This is a genomic window from Pseudomonas mohnii, assembly GCF_900105115.1.
Classification (GTDB): Bacteria; Pseudomonadota; Gammaproteobacteria; order Pseudomonadales; family Pseudomonadaceae; genus Aquipseudomonas; species Aquipseudomonas mohnii.
The window spans coordinates 5,087,734-5,102,836 of sequence record NZ_FNRV01000001.1; the positions used below are offsets into that span (position 1 = coordinate 5,087,734).

General features: G+C 61.4%; 13 protein-coding genes. 12 read left to right on the top strand and 1 reads right to left on the bottom strand.

Translation table 11 applies throughout. From position 1 onward, the window contains the following. Positions 1-68: 68 nt before the first annotated feature. The 12 genes from BLV61_RS23655 (at position 69) to BLV61_RS23710 (ending at position 11,525) form a co-directional block, all read left to right on the top strand. Positions 69-2,303: a DNA internalization-related competence protein ComEC/Rec2 gene (locus BLV61_RS23655; protein ID WP_090467753.1), complete on the top strand. Its 2,235-nt coding sequence runs from the start codon at positions 69-71 to the stop codon at positions 2,301-2,303. A gap of 98 nt (positions 2,304-2,401) precedes the next feature. After that, positions 2,402-3,037 (top strand): MotA/TolQ/ExbB proton channel family protein, encoded by a 636-nt coding sequence (locus BLV61_RS23660; protein ID WP_047526945.1) that lies wholly within the window; start codon positions 2,402-2,404, stop codon positions 3,035-3,037. Then, positions 3,034-3,462: an ExbD/TolR family protein gene (locus tag BLV61_RS23665; protein ID WP_090467755.1), complete on the top strand. Its 429-nt coding sequence runs from the start codon at positions 3,034-3,036 to the stop codon at positions 3,460-3,462. Before BLV61_RS23660 ends, BLV61_RS23665 begins: the two co-directional genes overlap by 4 nt. Then, complete coding sequence (lpxK, locus tag BLV61_RS23670) at positions 3,462-4,472, top strand: tetraacyldisaccharide 4'-kinase (protein WP_090467757.1); 1,011 nt, start codon at positions 3,462-3,464, stop codon at positions 4,470-4,472. Before BLV61_RS23665 ends, lpxK begins: the two co-directional genes overlap by 1 nt. A gap of 23 nt (positions 4,473-4,495) precedes the next feature. Next, entirely contained in the window at positions 4,496-4,681 is a 186-nt protein-coding gene (locus BLV61_RS23675) for a Trm112 family protein (protein ID WP_007945752.1), read from the top strand. Then, positions 4,678-5,442, top strand: a complete 765-nt coding sequence (gene kdsB / locus BLV61_RS23680; protein ID WP_047526957.1) for a 3-deoxy-manno-octulosonate cytidylyltransferase — start codon at positions 4,678-4,680, stop codon at positions 5,440-5,442. The genes BLV61_RS23675 and kdsB overlap by 4 nt, the downstream gene beginning before the upstream one ends. Then, a complete protein-coding gene (locus tag BLV61_RS23685) occupies positions 5,442-5,906 on the top strand; it encodes a low molecular weight protein-tyrosine-phosphatase (protein ID WP_047526959.1) in 465 nt (154 codons plus the stop codon). The genes kdsB and BLV61_RS23685 overlap by 1 nt, the downstream gene beginning before the upstream one ends. Continuing rightward, positions 5,903-6,922: a UDP-N-acetylmuramate dehydrogenase gene (gene murB / locus BLV61_RS23690; protein WP_047526961.1), complete on the top strand. Its 1,020-nt coding sequence runs from the start codon at positions 5,903-5,905 to the stop codon at positions 6,920-6,922. Before BLV61_RS23685 ends, murB begins: the two co-directional genes overlap by 4 nt. Before the next feature lie 244 nt (positions 6,923-7,166). Next, positions 7,167-7,637, top strand: a complete 471-nt coding sequence (locus BLV61_RS23695; protein WP_090467760.1) for a (2Fe-2S)-binding protein — start codon at positions 7,167-7,169, stop codon at positions 7,635-7,637. Further along, positions 7,634-9,955 carry a xanthine dehydrogenase family protein molybdopterin-binding subunit gene (locus BLV61_RS23700; protein ID WP_090467762.1) on the top strand — a complete coding sequence of 774 codons (2,322 nt, stop codon included), beginning with the start codon at positions 7,634-7,636 and terminating at the stop codon, positions 9,953-9,955. Before BLV61_RS23695 ends, BLV61_RS23700 begins: the two co-directional genes overlap by 4 nt. Then, positions 9,955-10,938, top strand: coding sequence for an XdhC family protein (locus BLV61_RS23705; protein ID WP_047526966.1), 984 nt, complete (start codon positions 9,955-9,957; stop codon positions 10,936-10,938). Before BLV61_RS23700 ends, BLV61_RS23705 begins: the two co-directional genes overlap by 1 nt. Beyond that, the gene (locus BLV61_RS23710; RefSeq protein ID WP_090467764.1) at positions 10,935-11,525 is read left to right on the top strand and encodes a nucleotidyltransferase family protein; all 591 of its coding nucleotides are present in this window, start codon (positions 10,935-10,937) and stop codon (positions 11,523-11,525) included. Before BLV61_RS23705 ends, BLV61_RS23710 begins: the two co-directional genes overlap by 4 nt. Before the next feature lie 154 nt (positions 11,526-11,679). On the opposite strand, the gene rne is transcribed toward BLV61_RS23710, so the two are convergent. After that, positions 11,680-14,871 carry a ribonuclease E gene (gene rne, locus BLV61_RS23715; protein ID WP_090467766.1) on the bottom strand — a complete coding sequence of 1,064 codons (3,192 nt, stop codon included), beginning with the start codon at positions 14,869-14,871 and terminating at the stop codon, positions 11,680-11,682. Positions 14,872-15,103: the final 232 nt, after the last annotated feature.

Sequence of the window (15,103 nt, forward strand, 5' to 3'; positions counted from 1 at the left end):
ACAATTAATAACGACGGCGGTGCGACGGGCCGGCTATGCCTAGGGGCTGGACTCTCTAGGACGAGCTTATGCGCACAGGGATGGTTGCGTTGGCGCTGGGTCTGCTGGCGTTGCGTTTTTTACCGGCATTGCCGCCGGTCTGGTTATGCACGTTGTTGCCGGTTATCGGTTTGATGCTGCTGCCGTTCAGGACTTATCCAGTGGCGTTTTTCCTGTTCGGTTTGAGTTGGGCCTGCCTGCAGGCCCAATGGGCGCTGGATGATCGATTGCCATCGCGCCTCGATGGCGAAACGCGCTGGGTCGAAGGGCGGGTGGTGGGGTTGCCGCAGCATACCGAGGCAGTGGTGCGTTTCGAATTGGCCGACGCGCGGTCGCGCCACGGCACCGTGCCGCCACTCATGCGTCTGGCCTGGTATGGCGGACCGCCAGTGAAGAGCGGCGAGCGCTGGCGAGTGGCGGTCAAGCTGAAACGTCCCGCCGGGCTGCTGAATCCACATGCCTTTGATTACGACGCCTGGCTGTTGGCGCAACGAATCGGTGCGACCGGGACGGTCAAGGACGGCGAGCTATTGAGCGAGGCACGCTGGGCTTGGCGCGACGGCATCCGGCAGCGGTTGCAGGCCGTGGATGCCCAGGGCCGGACGGGCGTTCTGACGGCGTTGGTGCTGGGGGATGGTAGCGGACTCAGCCGTCAGGACTGGCAGGTGTTGCAAGACACCGGCACTGTGCATCTATTGGTGATTTCCGGGCAGCACATCGGTCTGCTGGCGGGGGTGGTGTATCTGTTGATTGCCGGACTCGCCCGCTATGGCCTGTGGCCGAACCGTCTGTCGTGGTTGCCCTGGGCCTGTGGTCTGGCATTCGCAGCAGCCCTCGGATACGGGTTGTTGGCCGGGTTCGAGGTGCCGGTGCGGCGTGCCTGTTTGATGATCGGTCTGGTGTTGTTATGGCGCCTGCGTTTTCGTCATCTCGGTGCCTGGTGGCCGCTGTTGCTTGCGCTCAATGGCGTGTTATTGCTGGATCCGCTGGCAAGTTTGCAACCGGGATTCTGGTTGTCCTTTGCGGCGGTCGCGGTGTTGATTTTCACTTTCAGCGGTCGTTTGGGGCCGTGGCGATGGTGGCAAACCTGGACGCGCGCGCAATGGTTGATCGCCATCGGCCTGGGCCCACTTTTACTGGTGCTGGGGTTGCCGATCAGTCTCAGTGGACCGCTGGTCAACTTGCTGGCCGTGCCGTGGATCAGCCTGCTGGTGTTGCCACCTGCTTTGCTCGGGACGCTGTTATTGCCGGTGCCGTATGTGGGTGAGGGCCTGTTATGGCTCGCCGGCGGCTTGATCGATGGGTTGTTCAGGGGCCTGGCGTGGGTGGCTGGCCTGGTTCCGGCATGGGTGCCCGCGGCGATCCCGCTGTGGGGCTGGGGGCTGGGTGCCTTGGGAGCCTTTCTCTTGTTGCTGCCGCGAGGCGTACCGTTACGCCCGCTGGGCTGGCCGCTGCTGCTGTTGCTGATTTTTCCGCCGCGTTCAGAAATACCGGAAGGCGTTGCCGACATCTGGCAACTGGACGTCGGCCAAGGTCTGGCGATCCTGGTGCGCACTCGCCACCACACGCTGCTGTATGACACGGGTCCCCGATTCGGTGATAACGATCTTGGCGAGCGCGTGGTCTTGCCAACGTTACGCAAGCTGGGCGTGGACGGTATTGATCTGATGCTGATAAGCCACGCCCATGCCGATCATGCCGGCGGGGCGCGGGCGGTCGCCCAGGGGCTACCGGTGAAGCACGTACTCGGTGGTGAACCCGCAGAATTGCCGAATGAATGGCAAGCGGCGGGCTGCGAGAGCGGTCGGCGATGGACCTGGGACGGCGTGAACTTTGAACTGTGGCAATGGGCGCACGCCCGTGAAAGCAATCCAAAATCCTGCGTGCTGCAGATTGAAGCCAGCGGTGAGCGAATGCTGCTGACCGGCGACATCGACATGGCCGCCGAGCGAGCGTTGCTCGAGAGTCCCTTGGCCATACCCACCGACTGGCTGCAATCGCCGCACCATGGCAGCCGCAGTTCGTCCTCCATGGCGCTGCTCGACCGATTGCGGCCCAAAGCGGTGCTGATCTCACGTGGCCAGGGCAATTCGTTCGGCCATCCACACCCGACCGTCCTGGCACGCTATCAAAAGTACGGCATGGCGATCTACGACAGTGCGGATCAAGGTGCCATTCATCTCCAGCTCGGGCGTTTCGAGGCGCCGCGCTCAATGCGTCTGGAACGGCGCTTCTGGCGCGATCCACCACCCCTGGCCAAATAACCGGGCGTCATGAATGCCCGACCGAATGCGACATCACGGTCTTCGGTGCGTCGACCCCCTATGTTAGAGTGGCGCACTTTTTCGAGGGGACTGTCACTGTGTGGGAATTGGTTAAATCCGGCGGTTGGATGATGATACCGATCATCCTGAGTTCCATCGCGGCAATGGCGATTGTCGCTGAGCGCCTTTGGACCCTGCGTGCCAGTCGCGTCACCCCGGAGCACTTGCTCGGGCAGGTCTGGGTCTGGATCAAGGACAAGCAGCTCAATAAGGAAAAACTCAAGGAACTGCGCGCCAATTCGCCGTTGGGCGAGATCCTGGCGGCAGGTCTGGCGAACTCCAAGCATGGCCGCGAGATCATGAAAGAGTGCATTGAAGAAGCCGCCGCCCGGGTTGTCCACGAGCTGGAACGCTACATCAACGCCCTCGGTACCATTGCCGCCATGGCGCCGCTGCTGGGCCTGCTGGGTACTGTGCTGGGCATGATCGATATCTTCAGTTCGTTCATGGGCACGGGCATGGCGACCAACCCAGGGGTGTTGGCCGGCGGTATTTCCAAGGCATTGATCACTACGGCGTCGGGGCTGATCGTAGGTATCCCATCGGTGTTCTTCCATCGTTTCCTGCAACGGCGTATCGATGAGCTCGTCGTGGGCATGGAGCAGGAAGCGATCAAACTGGTCGAGGTGGTGCAGGGCGACCGTGATGTGGATCTGGCCGGGAGCAAAGCGTGAAATTCCGCCGCAAACCACGGGAAACGGTGGACATCAACCTCGTGTCGTTGATCGACGTGGTGTTTGTCCTGCTGCTGTTTTTCGTGGTGACCACGACCTTTACCCGTGAAACCCAATTGCGCGTCGACCTGCCGGAAGCGGTCAGCGGCTCGCCGGCTGAAGACCAGAACCGGCAGCTGGACATCGCCATCAGTGCCGAAGGCGTGTTTTCGGTGAATAACCAGGTCTTGCCGAAAAGCGACCTGGCGACCCTGATGGAAGCGTTGCAGAAAGAGTCAGGCGGCGATACCAGCCGGCCGCTGTCCATCAGCGCCGACGGCAAAACCCAGCATCAGGCGGTGATCACCGCCATGGACGCCGCCGGCAAGCTTGGTTTCAGTCACTTGCGCATGACCACCATCGAGGCGGCGCCGCCCGCACCCTGATGGCCATGTCCGATCGCCTGCTTGCCGCCTGGTATCGGGGTCATCCGGCCCTGAAACTTCTGCAGCCGCTGGAGTGGTTGTATCGACGCGTGGTCAACAACAAGCGCAAGCGCTTTCTGGCGGGCGAAGGTGAAATCTATCAGCCACCCGTGCCGTTGATCGTGGTCGGCAACATCACCGTGGGCGGCACCGGCAAGACACCGCTGATTCTGTGGATGATCCAGCATTGCCAGCGCAGTGGTTTGCGGGTGGGTGTGGTCAGTCGTGGTTACGGCGCCAGGCCGGCGCACTGGCCATGGCGGGTCGAGGCGGATCAAGCCGCAGACATTGCAGGTGACGAGCCATTGTTGATCGTCCAGCGCACCGGTGTGCCGTTGATGATCGACCCCAATCGCAGCAATGCCGTCAAATCCTTGCTGGCGAGCGAGCCGCTGGATCTGATTTTGTCCGATGACGGCATGCAGCATTACCGGCTGGCGCGGGATCTGGAACTGGTGCTTATCGACGCTGCCCGTGGCCTGGGCAACCAGCGTTGCCTGCCGGCCGGGCCGCTGCGAGAACCGGTCGAACGCCTGCAAAGCGTCGATGCGGTGCTCTATAACGGCGCCATGGCTGATCCAGACGGGGGGTTCGCTTTCCGGTTGCAACCCACCGCGCTGGTCAATCTGCAAAGCGGTGAGCGTCGTCCCCTCGATCACTTTCCCAAAGGCCAGGCGCTGCACGCCGTGGCCGGGATCGGCAATCCGCAGCGTTTCTTCAAGACCCTCGAAACGCTACACTGGCAACCCGTGCCGCATGCCTTCGCCGACCATGCCGAATATAGCGTGCAGGCCTTGAATTTCACTCCGTCATTGCCATTGGTAATGACCGAAAAGGACGCGGTGAAGTGCCGTGCCTTCGCCGCTGCCGATTGGTGGTACCTGGCGGTCGATGCTGTGCCGTCGCCGGCCTTCGTGGCCTGGTTCGATACGCAGTTGATGCGCCTGTTGCCGGCTCGACTTTTGCCTTAAACCGTTTTATCCAGGGAATGCTCATGGACACCAAATTGCTCGACATCCTCGCCTGCCCGGTCTGCAAAGGCCCGCTCAAGCTCAGCGCCGACAAGACCGAGCTGATCAGCAAGGGCGCCGGCCTGGCTTATCCGATCCGGGACGGTATTCCGGTGATGCTCGAAACCGAAGCTCGCACCCTCACGACCGATGAGCGTCTGGACAAATGACCGCAGCCTTTACCGTTGTCATTCCTTCGCGATACGCCTCTACGCGCCTGCCGGGCAAGCCACTGCTGTTGATCGCCGGCAAGCCGATGATTCAACATGTTTGGGAGCAGGCCAGCAAAAGCAGCGCCCAGCGTGTGGTGGTTGCCACTGATGACGCCCGTATAGTCGAGGCTTGCCAGGGTTTTGGCGCTGAGGTGGTGCTGACTCGCGAAGACCACAACTCCGGTACCGATCGCCTGGCGGAAGTCGCGGCGAAACTGGGCCTGGCGCCCGATGCCATCGTTGTCAACGTCCAGGGCGATGAGCCGTTGATCCCGCCGAGCGTGATCGATCAGGTCGCCGCCAATCTGGCTATCCACACCGAAGCGCGCATGGCCACCCTGGCCGAGCCGATCGACGATGTTGAAACCCTGTTCAATCCCAACGTGGTCAAGGTTGTCAGTGATCTCAATGGCCTGGCCCTGACCTTCAGTCGCGCCACGCTACCGTGGGCACGGGATGCTTTCGCCAAGAGCCGCGAGCAATTGCCGCAAGGCGTGCCTTACCGCCGCCACATCGGTATTTATGCGTACCGCGCCGGTTTCCTGCATGACTTTGTCAGCTGGGGGCCATGCTGGCTGGAAAACACCGAGAGCCTGGAACAACTGCGTGCGATGTGGCACGGCGTGCGGATTCACGTTGCCGATGCGCTGATCGCACCGCCGGCCGGCGTCGATACCATTGAAGACCTTGAGCGCGTTCGTCGCCTGCTGGAGGCCTGATGCGTGTTTTGTTTGTATGCCTGGGCAACATCTGTCGTTCACCCACGGCCGAAGGCGTGCTGCGGCATAAATTGCGTGAGGCGGGGCTGGCCGACCAGATAGAAGTCGCCTCCGCCGGCACCGGTGAATGGCACGTCGGCCAGGCGCCGGACAAGCGTAGTCAGGCGGCTGCCAAGCTGCGAGGTTATGATTTGTCCGCCCAGCGCGCCCAACAAGTGACCCGCGCCGATTTCGCCACCTACGACCTGATCCTGGCGATGGATAAAAGCAATCTGCGCGATCTCGAGTCCATGCAACCGGTCAAGGGTAAAGCAGAGCTGGATCTGTTCCTGCGTCGCTATCAGTCGGGCATCGATGAGGTGCCGGATCCCTATCACGACAGTGACCAGGGCTTCGAGCGGGTACTGGATTTGATCGAGCGCGCCAGTGATCTGCTGGTGATCGAATTGAAGGGACGGTTATGAGTCTGCAGGTGCGGCAACAGGTTTCGCTCAAACCGTACAACAGCTTTGGCGTGGATGTTCAGGCCCGTCTGTTTGCCGAGGCCCATAGCGACGCCGACGTGCGTGACGCTCTGGCTTATGCACGGGACCATGATGTGCCCCTGCTGGTCATCGGTGGTGGCAGCAACTTGCTGTTGACGGCAGACGTGTCGTCGCTGGTGCTACGCATGGCCACTCGCGGGGTTCGTGTGCTAAGCGACGATGGCAGCAAAGTCGTGCTTGAAGCCGAGGCTGGCGAGCCCTGGCATCCGTTCGTGCAGTACACACTGGCGCAGGGGTTGTCCGGTCTGGAAAACCTGAGCCTGATTCCCGGCACCGTCGGCGCGGCACCGATGCAGAACATCGGTGCTTATGGCGTCGAGATCAAGGACGTGTTTGCCGGCCTGACGGCGCTCGATCGCCACAGCGGAGAGCTGCGCGACTTCAGCCTGGAAGAATGCGACTTCGCTTACCGCGACAGCGTCTTCAAGCAGCAACCGGGGCGCTGGTTGATCCTTCGGGTACGTTTTACGCTCGACCGCACCGCACATCTGCACCTGGAATACGGCCCCGTGCGTCAGCGGCTGACCGAGCAGGGCATCGATCAGCCGACCGCCACTGATGTCAGCCAGGCCATTTGCAGTATCCGCAATGAGAAGCTCCCGGACCCGGCGGTGCTCGGCAATGCTGGTAGTTTCTTCAAGAATCCGCTGGTGCCGGCCGCGCTGGTCGCGCAGCTCAAGGGCGAATACCCGGATCTGGTGGCCTACGCGCAACCGGACGGTCAGATGAAGCTGGCGGCAGGCTGGCTGATCGAACGGGCAGGGTGGAAAGGGTTTCGCGAGAACGATGCAGGCGTGCATAAATTGCAGGCATTGGTGTTGGTCAATTATGGCGGTGCCACCGGGCTGCAATTGCTCGACCTGGCACAGCGTATCCAGAAAGACATTTCAGAACGTTTTCATGTCAATCTGGAAATGGAGCCCAATCAGTATTGAAGCTAAGCTCTCCTGACTGATCTCAAAGCTCTGTACAACTTCCGTTGTGCAGGGCTTTTTTGTTAATACTGGGTTAACTTAGCCACCTAACGATACCAGCATTTGCTCCATCCAAAGGCCCGGTGCAGACGTGTTCGTTCGCACAAGAGAGCCCATTAGCCTGAGTCGATCTGCGATGACCGAACCGCTTGGCTAAAGCGGCAGATTGCTCGACCCCATAACCCAATACTATGCGGGCGTGCCCATGATTACCCTGAAACTCAATGGTCAAGACCATCAACTCGACGTCACCGAGGACATGCCGCTGCTCTGGGCGATCCGCGACGTGGCCGGCTACAACGGCACCAAATTCGGCTGCGGCATGGGCCTGTGCGGAGCCTGCACCATTCACATCGAAGGCGCCCCTGCACGCAGCTGTATCACGCCAATCGGCTCGGTAGTGGGGCAGAACGTCACCACGATCGACAACCTGCATGCCGACCCGGTCGGCCAAGTCGTGCAGCAAGCCTGGCTCGATACGGCCGTAGCCCAGTGCGGTTACTGTCAGGGCGGGCAAATCATGTCTGCTACTGCATTGCTTAAAACCAATCCGAACCCCAGCGACGAACAGATCGAAGAGGCGATGGTCGGCAACATTTGCCGCTGCGGCACCTACAACCGCATCAAGACCGCGATCCGCCAGGCATCCACTCACCTGAAGGAGGCCAAGGCATGAGCCAGTTACCGAATGATTTCGCCCTGAGCAATCTCAGTCGGCGTGGTTTCCTCAAAGGCGTCGGCGCTGCAGGTGCGCTGGTGGTGGCCGCCAGTTGGGGCTGGCAAGACGCGTTCGCCGAAGAGGCGCAGAAGAAGTTCGGCGCCGATGGTATGCCCCATGGCTGGGTCGACGATCCCAAGGTTTATCTCAGCATCGCCACCGACGGCACGGTGACGGTTATCTGCAACCGGTCGGAAATGGGCCAGGGTGTGCGCACCAGCCTGACCATGGTCGTGGCCGACGAACTCGAAGCCGATTGGGCGCGGGTCAAAGTCAAACAGGCGCCGGGCGACGAAGTGCGTTTCGGCAACCAGGACACCGACGGTTCGCGCAGCATGCGCCACTGGTACGAACCCATGCGCCGCTGCGGTGCCGCCGCGCGGACCATGCTGGAGCAGGCGGCTGCCGAGCAGTGGAAAGTGCCGGTCAGTGAATGTCATGCGCAACTGCATAAAGTCATCCACAAACCTTCCGGTCGCGAGCTGGATTATGGCGCCCTGGCCGCCGCTGCCGGCGCCTTGGCCGTGCCGGCGCGTGACAGTCTGCGACTCAAGCAACCTTCGGAGTTCCGCTACATCGGCAAGGAAGGCACCAGGGCCATCGACGGCGACGACATCGTCAACGGTCGCGCGGTGTATGGTGCCGACGTGCATGTCGACGGCATGTTGTTCGCCACCATCGCCCGTCCAGCGGTGTACGGTGGCAAGGTCAAAACGTTCGATGCCAGCGCCGCGATGAAAGTCCCCGGTGTGCTCAAGGTCGTGCAGATCGAAAGCCGTCCACTGCCATCAGAGTTCCAACCGCTGGGTGGGGTGGCGGTGGTGGCCAGTAACACCTGGGCGGCGATCAAGGGACGTGAAGCGCTGAAAATCGAATGGGATGACGGCGCCAATGCCAGTTACGACTCGATCGCCTACCGCAAGGAGCTGGAAGCCGCTTCGCTCAAACCCGGCAAAGTGGTGCGCAACACGGGCAACATCGATGAAGCCATGAGCGGCGCCAACAGCACGCTGGAAGCCTCCTACTACTTGCCGCATCTATCGCAGTCACCGATGGAGCCAATGGTCGCCATCGCCCGCTACAAGGACGGTGTGTGCGAAGCCTGGGGCCCGAGTCAGGCGCCACAGGTCACCCGTGAGCGGATCAGCGAACGTCTCGGCCTGCCGTTCGACAATGTCACCTTCAATGTCACCTTGTTGGGTGGCGGTTTCGGCCGCAAGTCGAAGCCCGATTTCATTATCGAGGCGGCGATTCTTGCCAAGGAGTTCCCTGGCAAAGCCGTGCGCGTGCAATGGACCCGCGAAGACGACATCCACTGCTCCTATTTCCACACCGTGTCCGCTGAATACCTGAAGGCCAGCCTGAACAAGGATGGCCTGCCATCCGGCTGGTTGCATCGCACGGTAGCGCCGAGTATCACCGCACTATTCGCGCCGGGCATGAACCACGAGGCGGCATTCGAGTTGGGCATGGGCTTTACCAACATGGCTTACGCGATCCCCAACGTACGCCTGGAAAACCCCGAAGCGGCGGTACACACCCGGGTGGGATGGTATCGCTCGGTATCGAACATTCCCCACGGCTTTGCGATCCAGAGCTTCGTCGATGAATTGGCGCACAAGGCCGGACAGGACCCGCTGAAGTACCAGATCAAATTGCTCGGTCCAGACCGTCAGATCGATCCGCGCACCTTGAGTGAAGAGTGGAACTACGGTGAATCACCGGAACGTTACCCGATCGACACCGGACGTTTGCGCACGGTGCTGGAAATTGCCGCCAAAGCCGCCGGTTGGGGGCGCGAGCTGCCGAAAGGGCGCGGCCTGGGCCTGGCGGTGCATTACAGCTTCGTCACATACGTGGCGGCGGTGATCGAAGTCGAGGTCAAAGATGATGGCACATTGATTGTGCACAAGGCTGACATTGCCGTGGATTGCGGGCCGCAGATCAACCCCGAGCGGATTCGCTCACAGTTTGAAGGCGCCTGCGTGATGGGCCTTGGCAATGCGGTGCTGGGTGAGATCAGCTTCAAGGATGGCAAGGTCCAGCAGGACAACTTCCATATGTACGAAGTGGCGCGCATGTCCCTGGCGCCGAAGGAGGTCGCGGTGCATCTGGTCACGCCGCCGGGCAATGTCCCGTTGGGCGGCGTCGGCGAACCCGGCGTGCCGCCGATTGCGCCGGCGCTGTGTAACGCGATCTTCGCTGCCACCGGCAAGCGCATCCGCAGCCTGCCGGTTCGCTATCAGTTGCAGGGCTGGCAAAAGGCTGAATCCTGATGGACAGCGCTGATCTGAATGTCCTGCGCAGTGTCCTGGAGTGGCGCCGCGCCGGTCAGCGGGTGGTGTTGTACAGCGTGGTCCAGACCTGGGGCACCGCGCCCCGGGCACCCGGGGCCATGCTGGCCTTGCGTGAAGACGGCGTGGTGATCGGTTCGGTGTCGGGTGGTTGTGTCGAGGACGACCTGATCGCCCGGTTGCACGATGGTCGGATTCCGGCAGACGGGCCGCCGGTGCAATTGATCACCTACGGCGTGACCCGCGAAGAGGCGGCACGTTTTGGCTTGCCCTGCGGCGGCACGTTGCGATTAACCGAGGAGCGTGTCGGTGATCCGGCGTGGGTCGCTGAACTGCTGGCGCGTTGCGAAGCCCACGAAATCGTGGCGCGTTGCCTTGATATCGCAACCGGTGAAGTGGTTTTGCAGCCGGCCGGTAAAACGGATGTACTGGTGTTTGACGAGCAGACTTTGCGCGCGATCTATGGCCCCCGCTGGCGCTTGTTGTTGATCGGCGCGGGGCAATTGTCGCGCTACGTTGCCGAAATGGCGCGGCTGCTGGATTTCGAAGTGCTGATTTGCGATCCGCGGACCGAGTTCGTCCATGGCTGGGAAGAGCAGCATGGTCGTTTCGTCTCCGGCATGCCCGACGAGGCGGTGCTGAGTATCCAGACCGACGAGCGCACGGCCATCGTTGCCTTGACTCACGATCCACGCCTGGATGACATGGCCCTGCTCACGGCCCTCGACTCCAGGGCGTTTTATGTCGGCGCGCTGGGCTCACGGGTCAACAGTCAGAAGCGCCGGGACAATCTGGCGCAGTTGGGCTTGTCGCAACAGTCCATCGAGCGGCTGCACGGTCCGATCGGTTTGCATATCGGCAGTCATAGCCCGGCGGAAATCGCCTTGTCGCTGATGGCTGAAATCGTGGCCATTAAAAATGGCGTGGAGCTGAAACAGAAGAAGCCGCTACGGGAGCGCGTATGAGCGAGTCCATCGGCGTCATTGTGCTGGCAGCGGGGCAGGGCAGTCGGTTTCGTCAGCTCGCCGGTGCCGACAAGGACAAGTTACTGGCCGATTGCACCGGCCGCGATGGCGCGGTTCGTTCGGTTATCGAGCACGTGCTGGTGAATCTTCCGGCCAATGGCGGCAAGCGCGTCCTGGTGACCACCGCTGATCGACCTCAAGTGATTCGCATGGCCCAGGCCTATGGCTGCGAAATTGTGTTGATCGAGTCCATCGGCATGGGTGACAGCATTGCTGCGGGAGTTTCTGCCTGTGCCCAACTCGATGGCTGGTTGATGGTGTTGGGTGACATGCCGTTCATCCTCCCGTCCACCATTGAAAAAGTCCTGGCGGGTATCAGTCACGACAGCGTCAGCGTGCCGGTGCAAAACGGAGAGTATGGGCATCCGGTCGGGTTCGGACGTGATTTCGCGGCGGGATTGATGGCGCTATCGGGAGATCGTGGCGCCAAGCCGCTATTTGCCAACGGGCGCGTGGTTGAGGTGGCTGTGGGGGATCCCGGGGTGTTGTGGGATGTGGATGTGCCGGGGAGCTTGCTCTTCAAGTGATCGCAGACCCCTTGTGTGAGGGAGCTTGCTCGCGATAGCGGTGGGTCAGCCTGCATCAATTTCCGAATGTTAAGCAGGGAATCGGTGTGATTGTTTTAGCTATAAAAAAGCCCCGCCAGGGTCACCTGGCGGGGCTTTTCATTAGCCGATGGAATCAGACGAGAGGTTTAGGTTCGTGTTCTTTTTCCAGGGCTTGTTCGTGTTGCTCAATCGCTTCCTGAACGGAGCGTGGTGCTTCGTGGATTGCGGATTGAGCTGGCTCGGCATCAACTTCTGCAGTCGGGGCAGGTGCTGCCTCGGCCACTTCAGCAACGACTGCTTCAGCCTGAGCAGCAGCGGCAGCCAATTCGGCTTCCTTCTGCAGGCGCTCTTCTTCACGCTTGCGACGACGCACTTCACGCGGGTCGTTCGGTGCGCGGCCACTTGGTGTCAGGGCATTGGCCGGAGCGGCAGCAACCACTGATGCAGGCACTTCGGCAACTACCGGCGTTTCCACGACAGGAGCAGGCTCGGCTGCTGCGACGACCGGCTCGGAGGTCACTGCATCGGCAACCGGAGCTTCAATCGCCGGAGCTTCAACGACTGGCGCTGGAGTTTCGGTTACGGCTGGCTCGGCAACCCAGTTGAACGCGGTTTGCTCTTCGCGAGCTTCACGAACGGCTTCGGTCACGGTTTCAGTGGCGGTTTCGACAACCGGCTCTGCAACCACGACAGGCGCTTCAACCACAGGCTCTACGTGTGGTGCTTGTGCCACTTCGACTTCCGGCGATGCGGTAGCTTCGACCGGGGTAGTCGCTTCAACGACTGGCGCTTCGACTGGAGCGATTTCCAGGGTGGCGGCAGTGGCGCGTTCGGCTTGCTCGTTGGCCTGTGCTTCGGCCGGGGCGCTGATCACGGTGCTGGCAACGGCTGCGGTAACAGCCAGGCCGGCGGCGAGGTCGGCGGTGCTTGGTGCTTCATTGCTTTCGCCGGATTCGGATTCTTCCGATCCTTCGATCACATTGCCGTTGGCATCGCGTTGACGCTCGCGACGGTTGCTGCGACGACGCTGGCCACGGGAACGGCGGCGTGGGCGATCGCCTTCTGCGCCGTCCTGACCTTCTTCCTGCAGTTGCTCTTCGTTGGTGGTCAGCTCTTCTTCAGCGACGGCAGCGGCTTGCTCGGCACGGGGTTGACGTTCTTCACGCGGTGGGCGTGGAGCACGTTCTTCGCGTGGCGGGCGGGCCGGGCGCTCTTCAGCGGTCGCCGCAGCAGCCGGAGCAGCCGGAGCAGCATCCAGAGGCTCACGCAGTTCACGAACGCGCTCTTCGCGTTCGCCACGTGGCTTACGGTCTTCACGCGGTGCGCGAGGTGCACGTTCTTCTCGTGGAGCACGCGGTGCGCGTTCTTCACGTGCTACGGCTGGTGTTTCTTCACGGGCTTCGCGTGGTTGACGCTCTTCGCGTGGCTCACGTGGTGCGCGCTCTTCACGCGGTGCACGTTCTTCGCGCGGCTTGCGTTCTTCATCGCGGCGACCGTTACGGTTGCGGCTCTGCTGGCGACCGTTGCGACGTTGTTCTTCATTGCTGCGAGCCGGACGCTCGGTGGCAGCCGGTTTCTCGACCACGGCCGGGGCAGCAGGCTCTTCCTTGGAGGCGAACAGGCTGACCAGCGACTTCACCAGGCCCTTGAACAGGCTTGGCTCTGGAGCAGCGACTGGAGCGGCAACCGGAGCGGCAACGACTTCGGTCGGAACCGGAGCGTTGGCACGGGCTGGCGCAGTCTTGACCGCGGCTTCCTGGCGAACCAGGGTGCGGGTCGCTGCGGCGGGCTGGACTTCTTCCACTTCGGCAGCGGCAGCAGCGATTTCGTAGCTGGACTGGTTGATCGCGGCTTCTGGGCTGTCATCACGCAGACGCTGAACTTCGAAGTGCGGCGTTTCGAGGTGATCGTTCGGCAGAATAACAATGCGGGCGCGGGTGCGCAGTTCGATCTTGGTGATCGAGTTGCGTTTTTCGTTGAGCAGGAACGCGGCGACCGGGATCGGCACCTGGGCGCGAACTTCGGCGGTGCGGTCTTTCAGTGCTTCTTCTTCGATCAGGCGCAGGATCGCCAGCGACAGCGATTCAACATCACGGATGATGCCGGTGCCGTTGCAACGCGGGCAGACGATGCCACTGCTTTCGCCCAGGGAAGGACGCAGGCGCTGACGGGACATTTCCAGCAGGCCGAAGCGCGAGATGCGACCGACTTGCACACGGGCGCGGTCGGCTTCCAGGCATTCGCGGACTTTTTCTTCCACGGCGCGCTGGTTCTTGGCAGGGGTCATGTCGATGAAGTCGATGACGATCAGGCCGCCAATGTCGCGCAGGCGCAACTGACGGGCGATTTCTTCGGCGGCTTCGAGGTTGGTCTGCAGGGCGGTTTCTTCGATGTCGCTGCCTTTGGTGGCGCGCGCCGAGTTGATGTCGATGGACACCAGGGCTTCGGTCGGATCGATAACGATGGAGCCGCCGGAAGGCAGTTCGACGACGCGCTGGAATGCGGTTTCGATCTGGCTTTCGATCTGGAAGCGGTTGAACAGCGGAACGCTGTCTTCGTACAGCTTGATCTTGCTGGCGTACTGCGGCATCACCTGACGGATGAAGGTCAGGGCTTCGTCCTGGGCTTCGACGCTGTCGATCAGCACTTCGCCGATGTCCTGGCGCAGGTAGTCACGGATGGCGCGGATGATCACGTTGCTTTCCTGATAGATCAGGAATGGCGCGGAGCGATCCAGCGAGGCTTCTTTGATGGCGGTCCAGAGTTGCAGCAGGTAGTCGAGGTCCCACTGCATTTCTTCACTGCTGCGGCCCAGGCCGGCAGTGCGCACGATCAGACCCATGTCGGCCGGGGCAACCAGGCCGTTCAGGGCTTCGCGCAATTCGTTGCGCTCTTCGCCTTCGATGCGACGGGAGATACCGCCGGCACGCGGGTTGTTCGGCATCAGTACCAGGTAACGACCGGCCAGGCTGATGAACGTGGTCAGGGCGGCGCCCTTGTTGCCACGTTCTTCTTTTTCGACCTGAACGATGACTTCCTGGCCTTCGCTCAGGACGTCCTTGATGTTGACGCGGCCTTCAGGGGCTTTCTTGAAGTATTCGCGGGAGATTTCTTTGAGTGGCAGGAAGCCGTGGCGCTCGGAGCCGAAATCGACAAAGGCAGCCTCAAGGCTTGGTTCGATGCGAGTAATCCGGCCTTTATAGATGTTGGCCTTCTTCTGCTCGCGTGCACCGGATTCGATGTCCAGGTCGTAGAGGCGCTGGCCATCTACCAGTGCAACACGCAACTCTTCGGGTTGAGTTGCGTTAATCAGCATTCTTTTCATGTAGTACCGTCGGTTTCCGGGCTGCCGGAAACGGCGTTCGGCACACACGACTTCTCATGGTCGGTGTCAGGTGCGTCAGGAGTGGTTGGACACTCCAGTGTCTAGCGAACCCCGACCAATTGGGCCGGTGTCGCGACGTACGCGTCCTGCTTGCTGTGGCTACTTAAGCACTCAGTCAGGAGGAGGAATCAACCAGCGGCTGTGGACGAGATGAAGCGTCTTGATAAAGCCT